Source organism: Mycobacterium sp. DL440 (assembly GCF_011745145.1).
GTDB lineage: Bacteria > Actinomycetota > Actinomycetes > Mycobacteriales > Mycobacteriaceae > Mycobacterium.
In genome coordinates this window covers 3,035,958-3,057,243 of record NZ_CP050191.1, presented here as the reverse complement: position 1 = coordinate 3,057,243, position 21,286 = coordinate 3,035,958, and the positions used below count along the sequence as shown (strand labels likewise).

Genomic DNA, 21,286 nt, shown 5'->3' with positions numbered 1-21,286 from the left:
CGACCGAGCCCTGTATCGAAGGAAGTCTTGGGCGTGCGTGTACCCGCCGTATTGGTGTCCCTGTTGGCTGTCACCTTGTCGCTCACGGTGGCCTGTGGGCACCGAGAGCCGCCGGCACCCGGGGAGACAAGCCGGGAGGACGCCGGGGCCGGCCGCACCAGCTATCCGCTCACCATCGAGAACTGCGGAGTGAACGTCACGTTCGACGGGCCGCCCCAGCGAGCGGTATCGCTGTACCAGGCCTCGACCGAAATCATGCTGGCACTGGGTCTCGCCGATCGGATGGTCGGTAGTTCGACCTGGTTTGATCCGGTGCTGCCCGAACTCGCCGCCGATAATGCCACCGTGCCCCGGCTGGCGGACAACGACCCGGGATTGGAGACGGTGCTCGATGCCGAGCCGGACCTGGTGACCTCGGCCAGCGCGCACACCTTCACGCCCGCGGTGGTCGCCGCTCGCAGTCGGTTCACCCAGCTGGGAATCCCGACGTATCAGTCGCCGTCGGTCTGCGTCGGGGCGACAGTCGACGGTGAGACCGTCACCCGCACCGAACCGCTGGCCCTCGACACTCTGTTCCGGGAGATCGGCGAGCTGGCGCAGATCTTCGATGTGCAACAGCGTGGCCAGGACCTGATTGCCCGGCTCACCCGGCGGCTGGACCACACCCCGTCGATCACCGAGCCCGATACCAGTGTCGCGTTCTGGTTCTCGGGCCTACGGACGCCGTATCTGGCCGGTTGCTGCTCGGCACCCGGGCTGTACGCCACCGAACTCGGCGTCGCCAATGTCTTCGCCGATACCCGCGAGGACTGGCCGGAGGTCAGCTGGGAGGTACTTGCCGACCGCGACCCCGACGTGCTGGTGCTGGCCGACCTCAATCGAAGGCGCGTCGACGGGGATGCTCTGGACGCGAAAGTGAAGTTCCTGGAATCGAATCCAGTGACCAGGAACATGACCGCCGTGCGCCACAAGCGCTATGTCGTACTGTCCGGGTCCGAACTCGACCCCGGAATCCGTGAGATCGATGCGCTGGAGAAACTCGCCGCTGGTTTCAAGGCATTCGGGCTGGCCCAATGAAGGTTGCGGTCCGGTTGATCGTGGCTGTGGTCGGTGTGTTGCTGCCGGTGGGGTGTGCCCAGACGGCCGTTCCGGCCGCGGGCACCGCCGCCGCGCCGGGATATCCACTGACCGTGCAGAATTGCGGCAGGCAGGTGGTGATCGATGCACCGCCGCAGCGGGCGGTGTCGTTGAACCAGGGCTCTACCGAGATCCTGCTCTCGCTCGGCTTGGCGGACCGCATGGTCGGCACCGCAACCTGGACAGACCCGGTCCGCCCCGGCCTCGAGGCCGAGAATGCCCGGGTGCCACGGCTGGCGGTGAACAAGCCGTCGCTGGAGACGGTGCTCGACACGGAACCCGATTTTGTGTCGGCGTCTTTCGGCGGCACCTTGGGACCCGGCGGTGTCGCCGACCACGACCAGTTCGCACAGCTGGGCGTGCCGGCCTATCTGGCACCGAGCGACTGCGAAGGCAAGACCTCGGTCAACGGTGACGGCGCCCGCAGCGCCCCGTTCAGCATGGATGCCGTCTACACCGAAATCCGGGACCTGGCAACAATATTCGATGTCACTGAACGCGGCGATCGGCTCATCGCGCAGCTGCGCCGGCGGATGGACGCGGTCGCCGCGGCCCCGTCCGGCGTCAGCATGGCGTTCTGGTTCTCCGATGTTCGTGCCCCCTACTTCGCCGGCTGCTGCGGATCCCCCGGGGTGATCGCCGGGACCGTCGGGGCGCGCAACGTGTTCGCCGACACCACCGATGAATGGCCGCAGGTGAGTTGGGAGAGTGTGGCCGACCGCAACCCGGACGTTTTGGTGCTGGGCGACTTGAGCCGCCGCACGATCGACGGCGACGCACTGGTGACCAAAACCGAGTTCCTGGAATCGAATACGCTCACCCGGGGACTGACCGCCGTTCAGGACCACCGCTACATCGTGGTGAACGGGGCCGATCTCAACCCGTCGATCCGCACCGTGGACGGCGTCGAGAAGGTGGCGAAGGGCCTGGCCGAACTCGGGTTCGGCTCACCGCGGTGAGTTTACGCACGGGATGGCTCGGCGGCTTGTGGGCCGCCGGGTTCGTCCTGTTGGTGCTCTCTGCCGCGGTGGCCATCACCATCGGCCCCGCCGCATTGTCGGTGGGCGACGTGTACCGCATCGTCGGCGACCGTCTCGGCGCGGGGCCCTCAGGGGCGACCCGACTGCAGGAGAGCATCGTCTGGCAACTGCGGCTGCCGAGAGTCGCCCTGGCGGCCATCTGTGGAGCCGGGTTGGCGCTGTGCGGGGCGATACTGCAGTCGCTGCTGCGCAATCCGCTGGCCGACCCGTTCGTGCTGGGCGTCTCGTCGGGTGCCTCTACGGGCGCGGTCCTGGTCGCGGTGCTCGGCGTCGGCGCGGGCACGCTGACCTTGTCCGGCGGCGCCTTCGCCGGTGCGGTGCTGTCGTTCGCGGTGGTGCTGCTTCTCGCCTATGCGGCCGGCGGCGGTACCGACCGGGTGGTCCTGGCCGGCGTGGCAGGCACCCAGCTGTTCTCGGCGCTGACGTCCTTCATCGTGCTGTCCTCGGCCGACGCCGAGCAGACCAGGGGAGTGCTGTTCTGGCTGTTGGGGTCGCTCGCCGGGGTCTCCTGGTCGGACGTCCTCACCTGCGCCGCCGTCGTCGGCATCGGGCTGGCGGTGTGCCTGGCCTATGCGCGCACCCTCGACGCCTTCGCGTTCGGCCAGGATGCGGCCGCGACACTGGGAGTCGCGGTGACCCGGGCACGCGTCGTGCTGTTGGTCATGACCGCGTTGGTGACTGCGGCCCTGGTCAGTGCGGCCGGGGCGATCGGATTCGTCGGGCTGGTGCTTCCGCACGCCGCGCGCTTTGTGGTCGGGCCCGGTCATCGGCGGCTGTTGCCGACCGCGGCGATTCTGGGCGCCGTCTTCATGGTGTGGGTGGACACCCTGGCCCGGACGGTCTTCGCCCCGCAGGAATTGCCCACCGGGGTGGTCACCGCGCTGCTCGGCGTCCCGGCGTTCGCGTTGATTTTATTGCGGCGCAGGGGGATACGTCGATGAGCCTGCAAGCGGTCGAGGTGTGCTGGACTCGTTCGGGGCGGCTCGTGCTCGACGGTGCCACGGTCGACCCGGTTCCGGGCAGCACCGTCGGATTATTGGGCCCCAACGGATCCGGCAAGTCATCACTGCTGCGGCTGTTGGCCGGGATCGACCGGCCCGATTCTGGATCTGTCCAGCTCGACGGTCGTGAGCTGCACACGATGTCGCGGCGGGCGGTGGCGCGCCGGGTGGCGATGGTCGGGCAGCACGCCGACACCGATCTGGACATCGCGGTGCGCGACGTGGTTCGGCTGGGGCGGATCCCGCACAGTTCGGTATTCGGCGGCGGCGGTGGCGACGACACGGCCGCGGTGGCCGCCGCATTGGCAGCCACCGGTCTCGACGGCATGGCTGACCGTCTGTGGCACACCCTCTCGGGCGGAGAGCGTCAACGAGTGCAGATCGCCAGGGCTCTGGCCCAGAAACCCAGTGAGCTACTGCTCGACGAGCCGACCAATCACCTCGATATCGCCCACCAGCTGGAGATCCTGGCACTGATCCGCACCCTCGACGTCACCAGCGTGGTGGCTCTGCACGACCTCAACCTCGCGGCGATGTTCTGCGATCACGTGGTGATGCTGTCGGCGGGCACCGTGGTATCCACCGGCAGCCCGGCGGAGGTGCTGACCGAAGATCTGGTGGCCGACGTGTACGGGGTGCGGTGCCGGATAAGCGTCGACGACGCGGGACCCTATGTCCGGTTCGCACATGGCCTCCCGAGCCGTGGCGCGGCCGGTCAGCTCCAGGAGTACTGAGCGCGGAGTCGGACCGCCACGGTTTCGAACCGGCCGCGGTCCAGGATCGCGCCCTCGCGGCGGATGCCTTCCTCTGGAACGTCGAGCACCCGGTCCAGTCGGACCCAGCTGGGCCGACCGTCGTAGTCCCAGGTGCCGGTGCCGATGCCGATCCAGTCGGGATCGTCGCGGTGGTAGTCCTGGCTGGACAACATCAACCCGAGCAGGGTGCGCTGATCACGACCCACCACCAGGACCGGGCGGTCCTTGCCCTGGGTCGGATCGTCCTCGTAGACCACCCAGGTCCAGACGACCTCGCCGGGATCGGCCTGCCCGTCCAGGTCCGGGGCATAGACGACTTTGCGGGCCCGGTGCGCGGTGGGCACACTGTTCCTCGATACGGGCCGGCCGGCGGTGATCGCCTGGGGCGGCGGGGCGGCCGCACCCGCGAGCACGCCCAGGCCCAGTCGGAGGCCCTGCTGAAGGCCCTGTTGGATGCCTTGCTGCACGGTCCGCGGCACGTTGTCCGTGGTCTGAAGCTGGCGCACGAACTTGGGTGCCTCGTTGAACACCAGGTGCTCGGCGCCATCCATGACGCCCTTGAGCACCTGTTGGAACGCCTTCCATTGCGACGCCATGGTGTCGAGCATAGGTCAGTCAACCCCTGGCGATTGTGTCGTGACGGTGCTTGCTCGATACCCTGGAGGAGCACCGCACATGCTAGACAACCACGCTCACCAGGAGATTCCCATCAGCAGCTTCGCCGACAAGACGTTCACTGCGCCGGCGCAGATCCGGAACTTCTGCATCATCGCCCACATCGATCATGGCAAGTCGACGCTGGCCGACCGGATGCTGGGGATCACCGGCGTCGTCGCCGACCGCGATATGCGGGCCCAATACCTGGACCGGATGGATATCGAGCGCGAGCGCGGTATCACGATCAAGGCGCAGAACGTGCGGTTGCCGTGGTCGGTCGCCAAGGATGACGGGTCCGCCGAAGAATTCGTCCTCCACCTGATCGACACACCTGGCCACGTCGACTTCACCTACGAGGTGTCCCGGGCCCTGGAGGCCTGTGAGGGCGCCGTACTGCTGGTCGACGCCGCCCAGGGCATCGAGGCGCAGACGTTGGCCAACCTGTACCTGGCGCTGGACCGGGACCTGACCATCATCCCGGTACTGAACAAGATCGACCTGCCGGCCGCCGACCCGGAGCGCTACGCCGGCGAGATCGCCCACATCATCGGCTGCGAACCCAGCGATGTGCTGCGGGTCTCCGGCAAGACGGGCGAGGGCGTGGCCGAACTGCTCGACGAGGTGGTGCGACTGATTCCGGCGCCGGTCGGCGACGCCGACGCGCCCGCGCGGGCGATGATCTTCGACTCGGTCTATGACATCTACCGCGGTGTGGTCACCTACGTGCGCGTGGTGGACGGCAAGCTCAACCCGCGCGAGAAGATCAAGATGATGTCCACCGGGGCGACGCACGAGTTGCTTGAGGTCGGCATCGTCTCACCCGACCCGAAGGCCTCGGACGGGCTGGGCGTTGGTGAGGTCGGCTACCTGATCACCGGCGTGAAGGATGTCCGGCAGTCCAAGGTCGGGGACACCGTGACCTCGGCCCGCAACGGTGCCACCGAGGCACTGACCGGATACCGCGAACCCAGGCCGATGGTGTATTCGGGCCTGTACCCGGTGGACGGCTCGGACTATCCGGTGTTGCGGGAGGCGCTGGACAAGCTGCAGCTCAACGACGCCGCGCTGACCTATGAGCCCGAGACGTCGGTGGCGCTGGGCTTCGGGTTCCGCTGCGGCTTCCTGGGTCTGTTGCACATGGAGATCACTCGGGAGCGCCTGGAGCGCGAGTTCAATCTGGACCTGATCTCGACCTCGCCTAACGTGGTGTACCGCGTGATCAAGGACGACAACTCCGAGTTGGTCGTCACCAACCCGTCGGATTGGCCAGAAGGCAAGGTGCGCAGCGTCTTTGAGCCGGTGGTGAAGACCACGGTGATCGCGCCCAGTGAGTTCATCGGCACCATCATGGAGCTGTGTCAGCAGCGTCGCGGCGAGTTGGGCGGCATGGACTACCTCTCGCCCGAGCGGGTCGAGCTGCGCTACACCATGCCGCTCGGCGAGATCATCTTCGACTTCTTCGACTCGCTGAAGTCGCGCACCCGCGGCTACGCCAGCCTGGACTACGAGGAGGCCGGCGAGCAGGAGGCCGATCTGGTCAAGGTCGACATCCTGCTGCAGGGCGAGGCCGTGGACGCGTTCAGCGCCATCGTGCACAAGGATTCGGCGTCGGCGTACGGCAACAAGATGACCACCAAGCTCAAGGAACTCATCCCGCGCCAGCAGTTCGAGGTCCCGGTCCAGGCCGCGATCGGGTCGAAAATCATTGCTCGCGAGAACATCCGGGCGATCCGCAAGGACGTGCTGTCCAAGTGCTACGGCGGTGACATCACCCGTAAGCGCAAACTTCTGGAGAAGCAGAAAGAGGGCAAGAAGCGCATGAAGACCATCGGTCGAGTGGAGGTTCCTCAGGAGGCGTTCGTCGCGGCGCTGTCCACCGACGCGGCATCGGACAAGCCCAAGAAGTAGTCGGGATTGCTTCGCGCTGAGCGCAACCCTCGGCGCAAGCCGGCCGCAACCGTAGCGTCGGCGCAGTGCCCAGAGAACTGCATCTGCTCGCTTTCGGCAACACCCGGTCCGCCGGTCCGTGGCGGCATCCCGACATCGACAACAGCCCCGCCGGGGTCCGGCAACGGCTGGTCAGTTATGCGCAGACGGCCGAGGCCGGCACCTTCGACGCGCTGTTTTTCGCCGACGGCCTGAATTACGGCCCGCGTGCGACCTGGCCGTACAAGATCACCGAGGACTTCGAACCGCTGACGGCGACGGCTGCGCTGTCCTCGGTCACCGAACGGATCGGCCTGGTGGTCACCGGGTCGGCCACGCTGGCCCACCCGTATCACCTTGCTCGCCAGCTGCTTTCGCTTGATCACCTCAGTGGTGGCCGGGCCGGCTGGAACCTGGTCACCAGCTTCGCGCAGGCCGCGGCCGACAATTTCAGTGCCCGAGGCGTGGTGGCCCACGACGAGCGCTACCGCATCGCCGAGGAAGCGCTTGCGGTGGTCCGCAAGCTGTGGGATGGCTGGGGTGAGGACACGATCGTCGAAGACCGCGCTGCGGGGGTATTCAACGACGTCAACAGAATTCAACCGACAGATCACCACGGGCGTTACTTCGACGTGGCCGGCCCGTTGGGCTCGGCCCGCTCCGTGCAAGGGCAACCGGTCATCTTCCAGGCCGGATCATCTGAAACCGGACGGGGTTTCGCAGCCCGCCATGCCGAGGTGATCTTCACCAGCCACGGCAACCGGGCGCGCGCACAGGACTTCTACACCCAGATCCATCAGGAATCCCGGCTGCTGGGCCGGGTCAGGCCTCCGCTGATCACGCCGTCCCTGCGGTACGTCGTCGGCTCGACCGAGGACGAGGCCCGGCGTGCCGAACGCGAAGAGTACGAATACTTCAGCCCGCAGTACCAGGCCGGTTGGCTGCTCGAAGTCGACGTCGACGTCACGGGCGCCGACCTGGACGGTCCGGTTCCGGAGTCTGCCTTCGCGGCGCACACCGAAACTCATCAGACCGCGTTGGCCGGCTACCGGTTGCTGGCCAGTGAGGGAGATCCGACGGTAAGGGAGTTCCTGTACCGCACCGTGAACGGCTGGGGTGCTGCGGTGGTGGGAACTCCTGAGCGGATCGCCGACGAGATCGAACAGTGGTTCACCACCGGTGCCGCTGACGGGTTCGTCCTGCGCGACTCCGGGTTACCCGGCCAGCACGAACTCTTCGCCGATCAGGTGGTGCCGGTACTGCGCAAGCGTGGACTGTTCCGCCACGACTACGCCGGCGCCACGCTGCGATCCCATCTGGGACTCGACGTGCCGCAGCGGCAGTTCGCTTGACCGACCCGCTATTCCGCATGACACACACACCGACTTCTCCACCACTCGTGCCGACTCACGGACGGGTGGCGTCGCGGTCAGAAAGGGACATTGCCGTGACCACTACAGACGACCCGAAGGCGCACCCGACGACGGGGGTCGGGGGCCGCACGCTGATCGCCGCGGAATCGACCGGCCTGGAATCGGGGGCGCTCGGCCCATGGGGCGTATTCGCCCAGGGCCTGGCGGCCGCGGCACCCAGCGTGGCCCTGGCCGTGGTGCCGTTCTCCTTGTTCGTGGCCGCAGGCAAAGGCGCGGCGTGGGCGGCGGTGATCGGGCTGTCCATCGTTGTGCTGGTGGCCATCACGATCAGCTTCCAGGCCAAACGCACGGTGTCCTCCGGATCGCTGGGGACCTACACCGGAAACGGTCTCGGGCCCGGCTTCGCGTTCGCCGCGGGGTTCAGCCTGCTGTTCGGTTACATCGGTTTCGCCACCACCGGCACCCTCGGCGGCGTGTTGTACCTCGATGCGTTCCTGGAGTCGATCGGTCTCGGATCTCAGGCGGTGTGGTTCCGGCTGCTGTTGGTGATCGTGGTCGTCGGCGTGGCGGTGTACCTGCCCTATCGCGGGGTGGCGTTGGCCGCGAAATACGAACTGGCATTTGAACTGCTGGCCATCGCCTCGATCCTGGTGATCATCGTGGCTTCCTACATCGGCTACGGGTTCCGCATCGACTGGGAGCAGTGGAATCCACGGCACCTCGGATCCAGCGCGACGTTCATCGCCGCGGTCACCGCGGTGGGCTCCTACGCCGGGTTCGAGAGCGTGGCCTCGCTCGGGGCCGAGGCCAAGGATGCGCACCGCAACATCGCGAGATCTCTGCTGCGCGTGGTGCTCCTGATCGGCGCGCTCTACATCTTCGCGACCTATCCGCAGATCCTGCACTTCGGCGAGATCGACGGTGACAAGGCGGTGCTGCCGCAGCTGGCCACCAGTGTCGGGGTGGAGTGGGTGAACCAGATCGTCAGCGGCGCTGTCGCGATCGCCTTCATCGTGTTCGTCACCGCGGTCACCACCGCGGCTGCTCGATCGTTGTTCACCTTCGCCCACGAGGGCGCGTTGCCGCAGGTCTTCACGAAGGTGCACCCGACCTACAAGACGCCGTGGGCCGGTGTGGTGTTCGTCGGGCTCCTGGCCCTGGCTTTTTCGATCGTGGCCACCTTCAGCTCCGCCGGCCGGCTGGTGTTCGACGTCTACGGCGGTTACGTAGCCAACTGGGGCTTTCTGGTGAGCTATCTGCTGGTGGTGATCGCGACGCCGATCTGGCTGCGCAAGATCGGCGCCCTGACCCCGGCACGGTTCGCGGTCTCTATCGCGGCCACCATCGGCCTGGGCTACGTGATTGTCAGCAACTTCTACCCGGTGCCCGAGTTCCCGTTCAACATCCTGCCTTTCGTGTTCGGAGTCATTCTGCTGGCCGGCCTGTCCTGGTACTGGTATCTGAAGCGGACCAACCCTGAGGTGGCCAACCGGATCGGCAGCATCCAGACCCTGATCGACGAGGACTGCAAATGACGCTGATCGACCATCGCACGGTCACCGGCGTGGCGGTGGAACCGGCCATCGCGCACGACTATCCACTGATCGCGGATTTCCTGGCCACCACACCGGGTCTGGCTGGACGAAAATTCGCCGCCGATTCACGTGACGTCGCCGAGCAGTTCGACGGCGTCTATCCCGGGTCGGTAGTGGTCGTGCGCGGTGAGTCGGCAGACGTGCTCGGATACGCGGCCTTGCACCGGCCCGACGGTGCCGAGCCTGAGGTCTTGGGAGACTTCGTATTCGGCCCATCAGTCGCGAGTGCAACGGTGGAATCGGTCGTCGGTGAGACCGTCGAACGGTTCCACCGGGTCACCGGCCCCGACGCTTATCTACGGGTGTACGTCGGGGCCGACCAGCCGGCGGCGATCGAGGCGCTCAAGCGGTGTGGCGCCCGTCTGGAGCGGCAATTCATCGCGACCCGTAAGCCCTTGCTCGGCGAGGATCCCGCTGCGCTGACCGCCGCGCATCTCGACGGCCTGACGATTCTGTCCTGGCCCGAGGTGGTCTCTGGCGGCTTGACCGAGCAGGTCCGGCAGCTGCAGTTCGACACGTTCAGTGAGCACTTCGGGAACATGTCGAAAACCCCGAAGCGATGGGAACATCACCTGCGCAGCCGGGTATTCAACCCGGACTTCAGCATTGCCGCAGTCGACGACGGTGGCGTGGTGGTCGGCTACGTACTGGGATCGACCTACACCGAGGGAACCGGCGCCGACGAGGAACGCAGCGCACACACCGACTACATCGGTGTGCGCCGCGACCTGAGAGCGCGCGGGACCGGGGAACTGTTGTTGCGCAAGGTCTGGCTGGCCGCGTTGAGGCGCGGGTTCACGGTCGCGTCCCTGGGCACAGATATCGACAACGCCAGCAAGGCGCACGAGCTATACCGCCGCCTGGGGTACCTGGCGGTTCGGGACCAGTACGCATACCGCATCGATCACGACGGGAGCATCCGATGAGCAGGGTAGGTGGGTATCTGAAGCGGCCGTCCGGATACGACGCCGAGCTGCAGTCGGTGTTCCGGCCGATCTTCGAGCGGATCGCGGAAGGCAACGTGGCACGCGAACGCGATCGGGCGTTCCCGCACGAGCAGGTGCGGTGGCTGAGCGACGCCGGATTCGGCACCCTGCGGATCCCTGCGGAACAAGGCGGTTTCGGCTCCTCCCTCGAGCAGACCTTCCTGTTGCTGGCCGAGCTGGGGGAGGCCGATTCCAACGTCGCCCACATCTGGCGCAACCACCTGGCCTTCGTCGAGGACCGGCTCAACGCCCCGGTGACCGAGGACAACAACACCTGGATCAAGCGTTTCCTGGCGGGCGAGTTCGTCGGCGGCGGCTGGACCGAGGCCAACAACGTCACGCTGGCCAACCTGGCCACCACGGTCACCGCGCAGGGCGACCACTGGTTGGTCTCGGGCGCGAAATACTATGCGACAGGAAGTCTTTACGCAGACTGGCTGGATGTACTCGGCCGCGGTGAGGACGGCGAGCTGTGGACGGCACTGGTGCGCGCCGAGGATCCGGGTGTGACGTTGGTGGACGACTGGCGGGGGTTCGGGCAGCGCACCACCGCCAGCGGCTCTGCGCGTTACGACGCCGCACGCGCCGAGCCTGGCAACGTGTTTCCCGCCGCGGAGCGGTTCACCTATCAGGCCCACTTCTATCAGATCGCGATGCTGGCCGTGCTGACCGGAATCACCAGGGCGGTGCACCGGGACGGGACGGCCGCGTTGCGACGACGCACCCGCAACTATCCACAGGGTCTTGCCGAGGTGCCGGCCGACGATGCTCAACTGTTGCAGGTGATCGGGGAGATCTCGGCCGAGGCGTTCAGCGCCGAGGCAGCCCTCGGATTGAGCGCGCGCGCCCTCGACCGGATCGTTGCGGGCCGGCTGGCCGGCAGTGACGACCATGCCCGCGAACTGTTGATCGATGCCGAGGTCGCGGTGGCGCAGGCACAACTGGTGATCATCGGTGCGGCGCTGCGGTCCACCACCAAGGTGTTCGACGCGCTGGGGGCCTCCGGTGTGTCCGAAGAGCTTGGTCTGGACCGGCATTGGCGCAATGCCCGCACCCTGGCGTCACACAATCCCGTGGTCTACAAGGCACGGATCCTGGGGGACTGGTTCGTCAACGGCAAGGACCCGGTGGCCGATCTGGTGAGCCGGGGCCGGGGCGGCCAGGGCAACTGACGCGTCGTCAGTCGACCTGCAGTACCGCCTTGCCCGCGACCTTGCGGTCGAGCAGGGCCTGTGCCGCCGCGGCGATGTTGCCCCACGTGTCGCGCAGACCGATCTGGGGATCGAGTTCGCCGTCGGCCACCAACGTCAGCAGGTAATCCAGATCAGCCTGGAATGGTGCCCGAACGGTGAACGGCTCCAACCGTTTCCGGTTTCCACGGCGCCGCTCGGCCTCGAAGTCGATGGTGGTCGGCTCATTGGACGCCATCCCGATCGACTGCACCGAGCCGCCGTCGGCCACCAGGCTGAAGGCCTGTGCCAAGAGCGTCCCACCGACATTGTCGAGCACCCCGAACACTGGCTCGGTCACCCCGTCGAGCCCCACGACGACGTCGGCCGCACCCAATTCCTCCAGGCCTTCGCCGCGGGGCGCGCTGCCGACCGCGGCCACCACGTGGGCACCGGCCCGGGCGGCCAGTTGTACGGCGAACCGGCCGACACCTCCGGACGCGCCGGTGATCAATACCCGGCGCCCGACGACGGGGCCCAGCGCCCGCAGCGCCTGCAGCGCCGTCACGCCTGCTACCGGAAGTGCGGCGGCCTCGTCGAACTCGACAAACTCGGGGAGCTCGGCGAGATTGTCGGTCGACACCGCGCGGCGTTCAGCCCAGCCGGCTTCTCCGCTGAAGCCCACCACGCGCGTACCGACGGCCGGACCCGTCCCGTTCGCCGCGGCCCTGGCCACGATTCCCGCGCTGTCCCACCCCGGCACTTCACCAGGGCGGCGCATCTGATCGATGAAGTGCACCTCGCCGAAGTTCAGGGCGATCGCATGCACATCGATCAGGGCCTGGGACTCGGCGACCGAGGGTTCGGCCACGTCGTCGAACCGGAGGTTTGCAGGAGCGTGCGGGTCGTAGACGAGGGCTCGCATGAAGGGGCTAACCCCGAACGCTTTCCTGCTATTCCCTCCCCTAGGGTGGCCGACGTGAGCGAGACGGACCGCGTCCGGTGGGACGCGGCGTATACCGACCGGGAGTCGGACGACGTGCCGGCCCCGCCCCGGGCCTTCGTCGGCCACGCCGACCGGTTTCCGGTGATCGGTTCCGCGCTCGAGATCGCGTGCGGGTCAGGTCTGGGTGCGGTGTGGCTGGCTCAGCGCGGACTGCAGGTGTGGGGTATCGATGTGTCCGCCGTCGCGATCAGCCGGGCGCGGCACTCGGCGACGCACCACGGTGTGGCAGCGCGCTGCCGTTTCGAGGTGGCAGATCTCGATGAGGGCCTGCCCGCCGGACCCGCAGTTGATGTGGTGGTATGCCACCGCTTCCGCGACCCGCAGCTCTATCCGGCGCTGGCCGCCCGGCTGCGGCCGAGCGGCCTGTTGGCAGTCTGTGTGCTCAGCGAGGTGGGCGCGCGACCAGGACGGTTCCGGGCCGTTCCCGGTGAGCTCGAGGCGGCCTTTGCCGGTCTTGAGGCCCTGGCCGCGTACGAGGGTGACGGGGAGGCCTGGCTGGTGGCGCGGGCACCGGTCACCGGGCGGTGTTGACAGGTACTCGCCGGGCCTGTGCGAGCAGCTCACCCCAGGCGTTGAACGCCTCGGCGTACTCGGCCGACGTCCCGGAACTGCCGGTGGCGAGGTCGACCAATGCCCTTGCGATGCTGCCGATTCCGATACCGGTGCGCTGGACCACCCGCACCAGTTCGGCGAAGGCCTGATCCGGCGCGTAACCGCGCAGGGCGACCAGAACACCGATCGCCACGTCGATCTTGATGCGTGAAGTGTCGTCTGCGCGGAGGCGGTTGTAGCTCATGACCCGATGATGCTCGGCCGTCACCGCCCATCACAGATATCGGCGCACGGTGATTGTGTCGGCGCGGCGGCCAAGCGTCTACATCGGCGCGTTGGCGGGCTGGAATACCCCGGAACTGTCGGACTCCTCCTCGGCGCGGATGACGTGCACCACGGCGTTGATCTGGGCCAGGTGGGTGAAGGCCTGCGGGAAGTTGCCCAGGTGGCGGCCGGTGCGCGGCTCGATCTCCTCGGCGTACAGGTGCAGCGGGCTGGCGAACGACAGCAACCGCTCCAAGAGATGCTTGGCCCGGCTCACCTCGCCGATCTCGACCAGCGCGGACACCAGCCAGAACGAGCAGATGGTGAAGGTGCCCTCTTCGCCGGACAGGCCGTCGTCGGTCTCCTCGACGCGGTAGCGCAGCACCAGGCCGTTCTCGGTCAACTCCTCGGCGATTGCCAGCACGGTGGCCCGCACCCGCGGGTCGTCCGAGGGCAGGAACCGCGTCAACACCGCCAGTAGCAGCGATGCGTCCAGCGCGTCGTCGCCGTAGCGCTGGGTCAGCACACCGCGGGAATCGACGCCGCGGGCCAGGATGTCTGCCTTGATCTCCTCGGCGGTCGCGCGCCATTGCTGGGCGTAGCTCTTCTCGCCCTGCAACTCAGCCAGCTTCGAACCACGATCCAGCGCCACCCAGCACATGATCTTGCTGGAGGTGAAGTGCTGCGGTTCGCCGCGCACCTCCCAGATCCCGCGGTCGGGTTCCTTCCAGTGCTTGATGGCTTCCTCGACCTGATTCTTCAGCACCGGCCACAGCGCCTCGGGAATCTGCTCGCGCGACTTCGCGTGCAGGTACACCGAATCGAGCATGGTGCCCCAGATATCGTGCTGCATCTGGTTGTAGGCACCGTTGCCGATCCGCACCGGCCTGGCGTTGTCATAGCCCGAGAGGTGGTGCAGTTCTTCTTCGACGAGGCTGCGTTCACCGCCGACGCCGTACATCACCTGCAGCGGATGGCGTTCGCCGTTGTTGGCGCCCGACACGTCTGCGATGAACGAGAAGAAATCGTCGGCTTCCCGGTCCAGCCCGAGTGTGTACAAACCCCACAGCGCAAACGTGGAATCCCGGATCCACGAGTAGCGGTAGTCCCAGTTCCGTTCGCCCTGAGGGGTTTCCGGCAGTGACGTGGTGGGGGCGGCCAGCAGTGCGCCGGTCGGCGAGTAGGTCAGCCCCTTCAGCGTCAGCGCGCTGCGTTGCAGGTAGGACCGCCATGGGTGATCGGGGAAGTCGCCGATGTTGATCCACTGCCGCCAGGACTCACTGGTCTTCCACATCTTCTCCGAGGCCTCTTCGAAGGTCTGCGGGGCCGGGTGCTTGGACCAGCTCAGCGCGACGAACACGTTGTCGCCCTCGGTGAGCCGGGTGCGCGCGCGGGCCTCGCGGCCCTCGATGCCGATGCGCAGATTGGTGGTGAGCCGCAGAGTGGGGTGCGAATCCGGGTTGCGGCTGGCGCGCGCGATGGCCTCGCCGTAGGCGGGCCCCGAGTACTCCCACGAGGCGCTGACCCGGTGGTAGTCGAACGCCGGCTCACAGTTCATCACCAGTTCCACGGTGCCGCTGACACAACGCACGGTGCGCAGCAGGATGTGCTCGGCATCCCAGTCCATTGGGGTGCGCCGGTGGGTCCGTGATCGGGTGTCGAGGTCGTGCCAGGGGCCCATGACCAGTGCGTCGCGCACGATCAGCCAGCCGGTGTGGGTCTGCCAGGTGGTCTCGAGGATCAGGCTGCCCGGCAGGTAGCGCCGCGCCGACGGAACGGTCACACCGTAGGGGCCGAGCCGGAAGTGGCCCGCGTTGCGGTCCAGGATCGCGCCGAACACGCTCGGGGAGTCGGGCCGGGGGACACACAGCCACTCCACCGATCCGGCCGAGGAGATCAGGCAGGTGTTCTCGCAGTCGGACAGGAAGCCGTAGTCGGCGATCGGCGGGAACGGGTTCCGCAGCGACGCGCCCGACGAGTACGGAACCGGGGCGGTCGCCGTCAGCGGCGTCTGGGGTGCCTTCGGAGTGTCAGGAGTCTTGTCGAGTGCCGCGACGACATCCGTGGGCTGGGTGTGTTGCAGAACCATGCGGACATCATCATCTGCGGATACAGGTGCCGTCTACCCAAGACACGCGTGTCGAACGTTACGGGTGCGACGGGATGAACTCACAGCTGCCGTCGGCGATCACCTAGGCTTGCCCCATGGCGGCAATCCTGAACTGGTGGGACGGCGTCGAGCTGTGGCTGACCGGGCTGCCGTTCGTCGTGCAGTCCGCCGTGGTGATGCCGGTGGTGCTGGCGTTGGCCTATGGCAGTGCGGTGGTGCTCGACGGCGCGCTGGGCTGGGGAATCACCGGGTTGCGCCGGCTGCGCCACGCCCCGGTGGACGAGGTGGAATCCGAATGAACGGTATGCCGCGTTCACGTGTCACATTGATCTTGATTCTGCTGGTTGTCCTGGTCATCGTCATGTGGTTGCTGACCCGCTGACTCCGGACACCGATCGCTCGGCAGGCGCGACACCGGAATTCTGTTATTCTTCGCGCCATGCATTCAGCGTCCGGCAAGACTGAGAGCCATGTCTTGGCTCTCATTGCCGTGGGTTCCTGCGCTGTTGCTGACGTCGCCTGTTGTCGCTGACTCCAACCCGTCCGCGGTTTGGTGTCGGTGGCGCTAGCTGTTACGCCCGGATACTCATCCTTATCCTTTCCGCATGACGGGACTCGTAATGTCCGCTGTCCGTAAGAAAGGTCATCAGTGCCCGTTAACAAGCCCAACCTCAGTAAGTTCTGGCGTACTGCCACCGTCCTGGCCACCACCGGCGTGCTGGCCGTCGGCTGCGGCGGCGGGGCCAGTGATGTCGCCGGCGGTGATCAGGGCGCTGCGGGTGCCGACACCACGCTGACGCTCGTCGCCTACGCGGTGCCCGAACCGGGCTGGAGCAAGATCATCCCCGCGTTCGCCGCCAGCGAGGAAGGCAAGGGCGTTGCGGTGCGGACGTCGTACGGCGCGTCGGGCGACCAGTCCCGGGCCGTGGCCGACGGTAAGCCGGCCGACATCGTGAACTTCTCGGTCGAACCTGATGTGGCCCGGTTGGTCAAGGCCGACAAGGTGGCCGACGACTGGAGCGCCGGCAATACGAAGGGCATCCCGTTCGGTTCTGTGGTGTCATTGGTGGTGCGCAAGGGTAACCCCAAGGGCATCAAGGACTGGGATGACCTGCTGCAGCCCGGGGTCGAGGTGGTCACCCCGAGCCCGCTGAGTTCGGGTTCGGCCAAGTGGAACCTGCTCGCCCCGTATGCGGCAAAGAGCAACGGCGGCAAGGATTCTGCGGCCGGCCTCGACTTCGTCAACAAGCTGGTGACCGAGCACGTCAAGACCCGCCCCGGTTCGGGCCGTGAGGCCACCGATGTGTTCTTGCAGGGCACCGGCGACGTCCTGATCAGCTACGAGAACGAGGCGATCAACGTCGAGCGGCAGGGCAAGGACGTCGAGCACTTGAACCCGCCGCATACCTTCAAGATCGAGAACCCGGTGGCGGTCGTCAAGACCAGCGCCCACGCGGACAAGGCCAAGGCGCTGCTGAACTTCCTGTTCACCGCGGAGGGTCAGAAGCTGTGGGCCGAGGCCGGATTCCGTCCGGTCGACCCGGCGGTGGCGGCAGACTTCGCGAAGGACTTCCCGACGCCGGAGAAGCTGTGGACGATCGCTGATCTCGGCGGATGGAAAGAGGTCGACCCGGCGTTGTTCGACAAAGACAACGGTTCCATCACCAAGATCTACAAGCAGGCGACTGGATGACGGCAGCTACACCGACCGATGCAGTCCAGCCTGCTCCGGCCGCGCCGGCGCCGGGGGATCCCACCCCCGGCGCGCGGCGCAGTCGCTACGGCAGCACCTCGCTGCGCGTGGGTGCGGCCTCGATCTGGCTGAGCGTCATCGTGTTGCTGCCGTTGGCGGCGATCCTGTGGCAGGCGGCGGGCGGCGGGTGGAACGCCTTCTGGTTGGCGGTCACCTCGAATGCGGCGCTGGAATCGTTTCGGGTGACGCTGACCATCTCGGCCGGCGTGACCGTGGTGAACCTCTTCTTCGGCCTGCTGGTTGCCTGGGTGCTGACTCGCGACGACTTCCCGGGCAAGCGGCTGGTCGATTCCGTGATCGACCTTCCATTTGCATTGCCGACGATCGTGGCGAGCCTGGTGATGCTGGCGCTGTACGGTCCGGCCAGTCCGGTCGGCCTGCACCTGCAGCACACCCAATGGGGTGTCGGCATCGCACTGCTGTTCGTCACGTTGCCGTTCGTGGTGCGCTCGGTGCAACCGGTGCTGCTCGAGCTCGACCAGGAGACCGAGGAGGCGGCCGCCTCGCTGGGGGCCAGCAACTGGGTCATCTTCGTCAAGGTGATCCTGCCGGCGTTGTTGCCCGCGCTGCTGTCCGGGGCCGGGCTGGCGTTCTCCCGGGCGATCGGCGAGTTCGGATCGGTAGTGCTGATCGGTGGTGCGGTGCCGGGGGAGACCGAGGTGTCCTCGCAGTGGATCCGGACCCTGATCGAGAACGACGACAGAACTGGTGCGGCGGCGATCTCCATTGTGTTGCTGGTGATCTCGTTCCTGGTGCTGTTCGTGCTGCGGGCGGTTGGTTCGCGGGCGGCCAAACGTGAGGAGCTTTCGGCATGACGCTCTCACCGCGGATGCGCTACCTGTTGCGTTTTCTGGCGCTGGCCTATGTGGCGGTGCTGGTGGTGGTCCCGGTCGGGCTGATCCTCCTGCGTACCTTCGGTCCCGGCGTCGGGGCATTCTTCGCGTCGGTGGGGACCCCTGCGGCGATCTCGGCGCTGAATCTGTCGTTGTTGGTGGTTGCCATCGTGGTGCCGCTGAACGTGTTGTTCGGCGTTCCCACGGCGCTGGTACTGGCGCGCAACCGGTTTCGGGGCAAGAGCGCTCTGCAGGCCGTCGTCGACCTGCCGTTCGCGGTGTCGCCGGTGGTGGTGGGTGTCGCGTTGATCCTGCTCTGGGGTTCGGCGGGGTTGTTGGGCTTCGTCGAGAACGATCTCGGGCTGAAGATCATCTTCGGGCTCCCGGGCATCGTGCTGGCCAGCATCTTCGTCACGGTGCCGTTCGTGATCCGTGAGGTCGAACCGGTGTTGCACGAGATCGGCACCGATCAGGAGGAAGCCGCGGCGACACTGGGATCGACCTGGTGGCAGACGTTCTGGCGCATCACGCTGCCGTCCATCCGGTGGGGCCTGACCTACGGCATCGTGCTGACCATCGCCCGCACGCTCGGCGAGTTCGGCGCGGTGATCATGGTGTCGTCGAATCTGCCTGGCACGTCCCAGACCCTGACGCTGCTGGTGGCCGACCGCTACAACCGCGGCACCGCCGATTCGGTGTACGGCGCGTACGCCATCTCGACTTTGCTCATGGCGGTGGCCGTGATCGTCCTGGTTGTCCAGGTGATCCTCGACCGACGCCGAATCAAGGCCGCGCAGTAGGCCTGAGAAGGAGACAAGAGCTATGACCGATGCGATCGTGGTTCGGGGCGCCAACAAGCATTACGGCGATTTTGCGGCGCTCGACAACATCGACTTCGAAGTGCCGTCCGGTTCGTTGACGGCACTGCTGGGCCCGAGTGGCTCGGGCAAGTCCACCCTGTTGCGCGCCATCGCGGGCCTGGATCAGCCTGATACCGGGACGATCACCATCAACGGACGCGACGTCACCGGGGTGCCCCCGCAGCGCCGCGACATCGGATTCGTATTCCAGCACTATGCGGCGTTCAAACACCTGACGGTCCGCGACAACGTGGCATTCGGCCTCAAGATCCGTAAGCGTCCCAAGGCCGAGGTCAAGGAGAAGGTCGACAACCTGCTGGAAGTGGTGGGGCTGGCCGGTTTTCAAACCCGCTATCCCAATCAGCTCTCCGGCGGTCAGCGTCAGCGGATGGCACTGGCACGGGCACTGGCGGTGGATCCGCAGGTGCTTCTGCTCGACGAACCGTTCGGGGCATTGGATGCCAAGGTGCGTGACGACCTGCGCACCTGGCTGCGCCGCCTGCACGACGAGGTGCACGTCACCACGGTGCTGGTGACGCACGACCAAGCCGAGGCGCTGGATGTGGCGGACCGCATCGCGGTGCTCAACAAGGGGCGGATCGAACAGGTGGGTTCGCCGACCGAGGTGTATGACGAGCCCGCCAACGCGTTCGTGATGTCGTTCCTCGGCGCGGTCTCCGAGCTCAACGGAATTCTGGTGCGTCCGCACGATATTCGGGTTGGACGCAATCCCGAGCTGGCAGTCGCTGCCGGCGATGGCACGGCCGAGGCCACCGGGGTGCTGCGGGCGACCATCGACCGGATCGTGATGCTGGGCTTCGAGGTTCGGGTCGAACTGACCGGCGCCGCAACCCATGTGCCGTTCACCGCGCAGATCACCCGCGGTGACGCCGAGGCGCTCGGGTTACAGGAGGGCGACACGGTCTATGTGCGGGCCACCCGGGTTCCGCAGATCGCCGGGGGAGTGCAGATTCCGGTGCGCGACAAGGAGTCGGGCGGCGGTGCTGAGAAGAGCAGTGACGAGGCCGTGACCGTCAGCTGAGACGGCCAGGCCCGCCCGTCAGGCCAGGGTCAGGAACAACTTCTCCAGCTCGGCGACGTCCATGGTTTCGTCGCTGTTGCCGGTGATGCATTCGCGCAGACTGGTTGCGACGATCTTGAATCCGGCGCGGTCCAGGGCGCGGGACACCGCGGCGAGTTGGGTCACGACATCTTTGCAGTCGCGGCCCTGCTCGATCATGGCAATGACGCCCGAGAGCTGCCCCTGTGCGCGCCGGAGGCGGTTGAGGATGGCGGCGATCGATTCTTCGTCGCAGATCATGTTGTCCCCCTTGGATACTGGGATTGCAGTTGGGTCCGATTACTTCGATCATACCCGCGGGGGTATGCATGTGTGGTCACGTTGTCGCAGCGGGTGGGCCGAAAAGCCAGCGCAGCGGGCACCATCCGAGCTGGGCGCAGCTCAGGTGGCCGAGGCCGGCCAGCACGGTCAGACCGGCCGCGATGAGCCCGACGGCGGGGTGGATTTCCTGGCCGAGGATCAGCCACGCCATGAGCAACACGAACCAGCCGAAAGCCCGGCGTACCGCGTCGGGGTCGACGTGCGCGGTCAGGCGGGTGCCCAGCAGGCTGCCGAGGACAGCCGCGGCGGTGACCGCGCCGGCGATCGTCCAGTCGATCGGCACGGTGCTCAGATGGCCGGCCAGACCCGCGGCCGAGTTCATCGCGATCACGAGCAGAGAGGTTCCCACCGCGACAGGCATGGGTAGGCCGCCCAGCAGGGCCAGCGCGGGCACCACGAGGAATCCGCCACCGGCTCCGACGGCGCCGGTCACCACCCCGACTCCCAGTCCCATCAGCAGGACCTTGGCGATCGGCATCGTCCTTGTCGTCGGCGCGCACGCGGTGCGCCCCTTGATCATCGCGATTCCGGTGGCCACCATCACGACCGTGAAGGCGATCAGCAGAACCGATCCGGCGACGACATAGCTCAACAGCCCGCCCAGGTACGCGCCGACCATGCCGGCGGCTCCGAACATCAGGCCGCTGCGCCACTGCACCCGGCCGGCGCGAGCATGGGACAGGGTGCTGACCGCGCTGGTCACGCCGACCACCACAAGCGAGGTGGCGATCGCCTGCTTGACCTCCATGCCGGCCACATAGGCCAGCAGCGGAACGGTCAGGATCGAGCCGCCTCCGCCGAGGAGCCCGAGGGACACCCCGACCAGGACGGCCAGCGTGACAGCCAGCGCGATCATGCCAACGCGCC

Annotated in this window: 22 protein-coding genes; 16 read left to right on the top strand and 6 right to left on the bottom strand. The window is 66.9% G+C overall.

The window, feature by feature from the left end; translation table 11 throughout:
- Positions 1-27 precede the first annotated feature (27 nt).
- From HBE63_RS14760 to HBE63_RS14745, 4 genes are read left to right on the top strand one after another with little or no spacing between them, the layout of a single operon-like run.
- The gene (locus HBE63_RS14760) at positions 28-1,077 is read left to right on the top strand and encodes an ABC transporter substrate-binding protein (protein ID WP_371814997.1); all 1,050 of its coding nucleotides are present in this window, start codon (positions 28-30) and stop codon (positions 1,075-1,077) included.
- A complete protein-coding gene (locus HBE63_RS14755) occupies positions 1,074-2,096 on the top strand; it encodes an ABC transporter substrate-binding protein (RefSeq protein ID WP_166905404.1) in 1,023 nt (340 codons plus the stop codon). The genes HBE63_RS14760 and HBE63_RS14755 overlap by 4 nt, the downstream gene beginning before the upstream one ends.
- Positions 2,093-3,118, top strand: coding sequence for an iron ABC transporter permease (locus HBE63_RS14750; protein WP_166905403.1), 1,026 nt, complete (start codon positions 2,093-2,095; stop codon positions 3,116-3,118). The genes HBE63_RS14755 and HBE63_RS14750 overlap by 4 nt, the downstream gene beginning before the upstream one ends.
- Positions 3,115-3,912, top strand: coding sequence for an ABC transporter ATP-binding protein (locus HBE63_RS14745; protein ID WP_166905402.1), 798 nt, complete (start codon positions 3,115-3,117; stop codon positions 3,910-3,912). The genes HBE63_RS14750 and HBE63_RS14745 overlap by 4 nt, the downstream gene beginning before the upstream one ends.
- Here HBE63_RS14745 and HBE63_RS14740 read toward each other — a convergent pair.
- Positions 3,894-4,529, bottom strand: coding sequence for a type II toxin-antitoxin system PemK/MazF family toxin (locus HBE63_RS14740; protein WP_208301376.1), 636 nt, complete (start codon positions 4,527-4,529; stop codon positions 3,894-3,896). The two genes, HBE63_RS14745 and HBE63_RS14740, sit on opposite strands and share 19 nt — an antisense overlap.
- A 79-nt stretch (positions 4,530-4,608) precedes the next feature.
- Here HBE63_RS14740 and lepA point away from each other — a divergent pair, with 79 nt between their 5' ends.
- The 5 genes from lepA (at position 4,609) to HBE63_RS14715 (ending at position 11,642) form a co-directional block, all read left to right on the top strand.
- Positions 4,609-6,498: a translation elongation factor 4 gene (gene lepA / locus HBE63_RS14735; protein ID WP_166905400.1), complete on the top strand. Its 1,890-nt coding sequence runs from the start codon at positions 4,609-4,611 to the stop codon at positions 6,496-6,498.
- 65 nt (positions 6,499-6,563) lie between these two features.
- Positions 6,564-7,868 carry an NtaA/DmoA family FMN-dependent monooxygenase gene (locus tag HBE63_RS14730; RefSeq protein ID WP_166905399.1) on the top strand — a complete coding sequence of 435 codons (1,305 nt, stop codon included), beginning with the start codon at positions 6,564-6,566 and terminating at the stop codon, positions 7,866-7,868.
- A gap of 95 nt (positions 7,869-7,963) precedes the next feature.
- Entirely contained in the window at positions 7,964-9,424 is a 1,461-nt protein-coding gene (locus tag HBE63_RS14725; protein WP_166905398.1) for an APC family permease, read from the top strand.
- Positions 9,421-10,410 carry an N-acetyltransferase gene (locus HBE63_RS14720; protein WP_166905397.1) on the top strand — a complete coding sequence of 330 codons (990 nt, stop codon included), beginning with the start codon at positions 9,421-9,423 and terminating at the stop codon, positions 10,408-10,410. Before HBE63_RS14725 ends, HBE63_RS14720 begins: the two co-directional genes overlap by 4 nt.
- On the top strand, positions 10,407-11,642 hold the full coding sequence (locus tag HBE63_RS14715; protein WP_166905396.1) for an acyl-CoA dehydrogenase family protein: 1,236 nt from the start codon (positions 10,407-10,409) through the stop codon (positions 11,640-11,642). Before HBE63_RS14720 ends, HBE63_RS14715 begins: the two co-directional genes overlap by 4 nt.
- A 7-nt stretch (positions 11,643-11,649) precedes the next feature.
- Here the strand turns inward: HBE63_RS14715 and HBE63_RS14710 are convergent, their stop codons facing one another.
- Positions 11,650-12,564, bottom strand: coding sequence for a zinc-binding dehydrogenase (locus HBE63_RS14710; protein WP_166905395.1), 915 nt, complete (start codon positions 12,562-12,564; stop codon positions 11,650-11,652).
- A gap of 54 nt (positions 12,565-12,618) precedes the next feature.
- On the opposite strand from HBE63_RS14710, the gene HBE63_RS14705 reads away from it, so the two are divergent.
- The gene (locus tag HBE63_RS14705) at positions 12,619-13,176 is read left to right on the top strand and encodes a bifunctional 2-polyprenyl-6-hydroxyphenol methylase/3-demethylubiquinol 3-O-methyltransferase UbiG (protein ID WP_166905394.1); all 558 of its coding nucleotides are present in this window, start codon (positions 12,619-12,621) and stop codon (positions 13,174-13,176) included.
- Here the strand turns inward: HBE63_RS14705 and HBE63_RS14700 are convergent.
- A complete protein-coding gene (locus HBE63_RS14700) occupies positions 13,160-13,441 on the bottom strand; it encodes an ANTAR domain-containing protein (RefSeq protein ID WP_166905393.1) in 282 nt (93 codons plus the stop codon). The two genes, HBE63_RS14705 and HBE63_RS14700, sit on opposite strands and share 17 nt — an antisense overlap.
- Positions 13,442-13,519: 78 nt before the next feature.
- Positions 13,520-15,550, bottom strand: a complete 2,031-nt coding sequence (locus tag HBE63_RS14695; RefSeq protein ID WP_208301374.1) for a glycoside hydrolase family 15 protein — start codon at positions 15,548-15,550, stop codon at positions 13,520-13,522.
- A gap of 116 nt (positions 15,551-15,666) precedes the next feature.
- Here HBE63_RS14695 and HBE63_RS14690 point away from each other — a divergent pair, with 116 nt between their 5' ends.
- From HBE63_RS14690 to HBE63_RS14670, 6 genes are all read left to right on the top strand, one after another.
- Entirely contained in the window at positions 15,667-15,870 is a 204-nt protein-coding gene (locus HBE63_RS14690) for a hypothetical protein (protein WP_166905392.1), read from the top strand.
- A gap of 140 nt (positions 15,871-16,010) precedes the next feature.
- On the top strand, positions 16,011-16,103 hold the full coding sequence (locus HBE63_RS31940) for an Ms4533A family Cys-rich leader peptide (protein WP_350222992.1): 93 nt from the start codon (positions 16,011-16,013) through the stop codon (positions 16,101-16,103).
- A gap of 117 nt (positions 16,104-16,220) precedes the next feature.
- Positions 16,221-17,264 (top strand): sulfate ABC transporter substrate-binding protein, encoded by a 1,044-nt coding sequence (locus tag HBE63_RS14685; RefSeq protein ID WP_166905391.1) that lies wholly within the window; start codon positions 16,221-16,223, stop codon positions 17,262-17,264.
- The gene (gene cysT, locus HBE63_RS14680; RefSeq protein WP_166905390.1) at positions 17,261-18,139 is read left to right on the top strand and encodes a sulfate ABC transporter permease subunit CysT; all 879 of its coding nucleotides are present in this window, start codon (positions 17,261-17,263) and stop codon (positions 18,137-18,139) included. Before HBE63_RS14685 ends, cysT begins: the two co-directional genes overlap by 4 nt.
- A complete protein-coding gene (gene cysW, locus HBE63_RS14675; RefSeq protein ID WP_166905389.1) occupies positions 18,136-18,957 on the top strand; it encodes a sulfate ABC transporter permease subunit CysW in 822 nt (273 codons plus the stop codon). The genes cysT and cysW overlap by 4 nt, the downstream gene beginning before the upstream one ends.
- Positions 18,958-18,979: 22 nt before the next feature.
- Positions 18,980-20,059, top strand: a complete 1,080-nt coding sequence (locus HBE63_RS14670) for a sulfate/molybdate ABC transporter ATP-binding protein (RefSeq protein WP_243858658.1) — start codon at positions 18,980-18,982, stop codon at positions 20,057-20,059.
- Between the two features lie 18 nt (positions 20,060-20,077).
- Here the strand turns inward: HBE63_RS14670 and HBE63_RS14665 are convergent, their stop codons facing one another.
- Together HBE63_RS14665 and HBE63_RS14660 are read right to left on the bottom strand one after the other, a co-directional pair.
- Positions 20,078-20,338, bottom strand: a complete 261-nt coding sequence (locus HBE63_RS14665) for a metal-sensitive transcriptional regulator (RefSeq protein ID WP_039322112.1) — start codon at positions 20,336-20,338, stop codon at positions 20,078-20,080.
- A 76-nt stretch (positions 20,339-20,414) separates the two neighbouring features.
- A complete protein-coding gene (locus tag HBE63_RS14660) occupies positions 20,415-21,275 on the bottom strand; it encodes a sulfite exporter TauE/SafE family protein (RefSeq protein ID WP_166905388.1) in 861 nt (286 codons plus the stop codon).
- Positions 21,276-21,286: the final 11 nt, after the last annotated feature.

Excerpts from the sequence above, each read along its gene's own strand:
- HBE63_RS14755 (WP_166905404.1), top strand. The coding sequence starts at position 1,074 with ATGAAGGTTGCGGTCCGGTTGATCGTGGCTGTGGTCGGTGTGTTGCTG.
- HBE63_RS14745 (WP_166905402.1), top strand. The coding sequence starts at position 3,115 with ATGAGCCTGCAAGCGGTCGAGGTGTGCTGGACTCGTTCGGGGCGGCTC.
- HBE63_RS14740 (WP_208301376.1), bottom strand. The coding sequence starts at position 4,529 with ATGGCGTCGCAATGGAAGGCGTTCCAACAGGTGCTCAAGGGCGTCATG.
- lepA (WP_166905400.1), top strand. The coding sequence starts at position 4,609 with ATGCTAGACAACCACGCTCACCAGGAGATTCCCATCAGCAGCTTCGCC.
- HBE63_RS14720 (WP_166905397.1), top strand. The coding sequence starts at position 9,421 with ATGACGCTGATCGACCATCGCACGGTCACCGGCGTGGCGGTGGAACCG.
- HBE63_RS14715 (WP_166905396.1), top strand. The coding sequence starts at position 10,407 with ATGAGCAGGGTAGGTGGGTATCTGAAGCGGCCGTCCGGATACGACGCC.
- HBE63_RS14710 (WP_166905395.1), bottom strand. The coding sequence starts at position 12,564 with ATGCGAGCCCTCGTCTACGACCCGCACGCTCCTGCAAACCTCCGGTTC.
- HBE63_RS14700 (WP_166905393.1), bottom strand. The coding sequence starts at position 13,441 with ATGAGCTACAACCGCCTCCGCGCAGACGACACTTCACGCATCAAGATC.
- HBE63_RS14695 (WP_208301374.1), bottom strand. The coding sequence starts at position 15,550 with ATGGTTCTGCAACACACCCAGCCCACGGATGTCGTCGCGGCACTCGAC.
- HBE63_RS14690 (WP_166905392.1), top strand. The coding sequence starts at position 15,667 with ATGGCGGCAATCCTGAACTGGTGGGACGGCGTCGAGCTGTGGCTGACC.
- HBE63_RS31940 (WP_350222992.1), top strand. The coding sequence starts at position 16,011 with ATGCATTCAGCGTCCGGCAAGACTGAGAGCCATGTCTTGGCTCTCATT.
- cysT (WP_166905390.1), top strand. The coding sequence starts at position 17,261 with ATGACGGCAGCTACACCGACCGATGCAGTCCAGCCTGCTCCGGCCGCG.
- cysW (WP_166905389.1), top strand. The coding sequence starts at position 18,136 with ATGACGCTCTCACCGCGGATGCGCTACCTGTTGCGTTTTCTGGCGCTG.
- HBE63_RS14670 (WP_243858658.1), top strand. The coding sequence starts at position 18,980 with ATGACCGATGCGATCGTGGTTCGGGGCGCCAACAAGCATTACGGCGAT.
- HBE63_RS14665 (WP_039322112.1), bottom strand. The coding sequence starts at position 20,338 with ATGATCTGCGACGAAGAATCGATCGCCGCCATCCTCAACCGCCTCCGG.
- HBE63_RS14660 (WP_166905388.1), bottom strand. The coding sequence starts at position 21,275 with ATGATCGCGCTGGCTGTCACGCTGGCCGTCCTGGTCGGGGTGTCCCTC.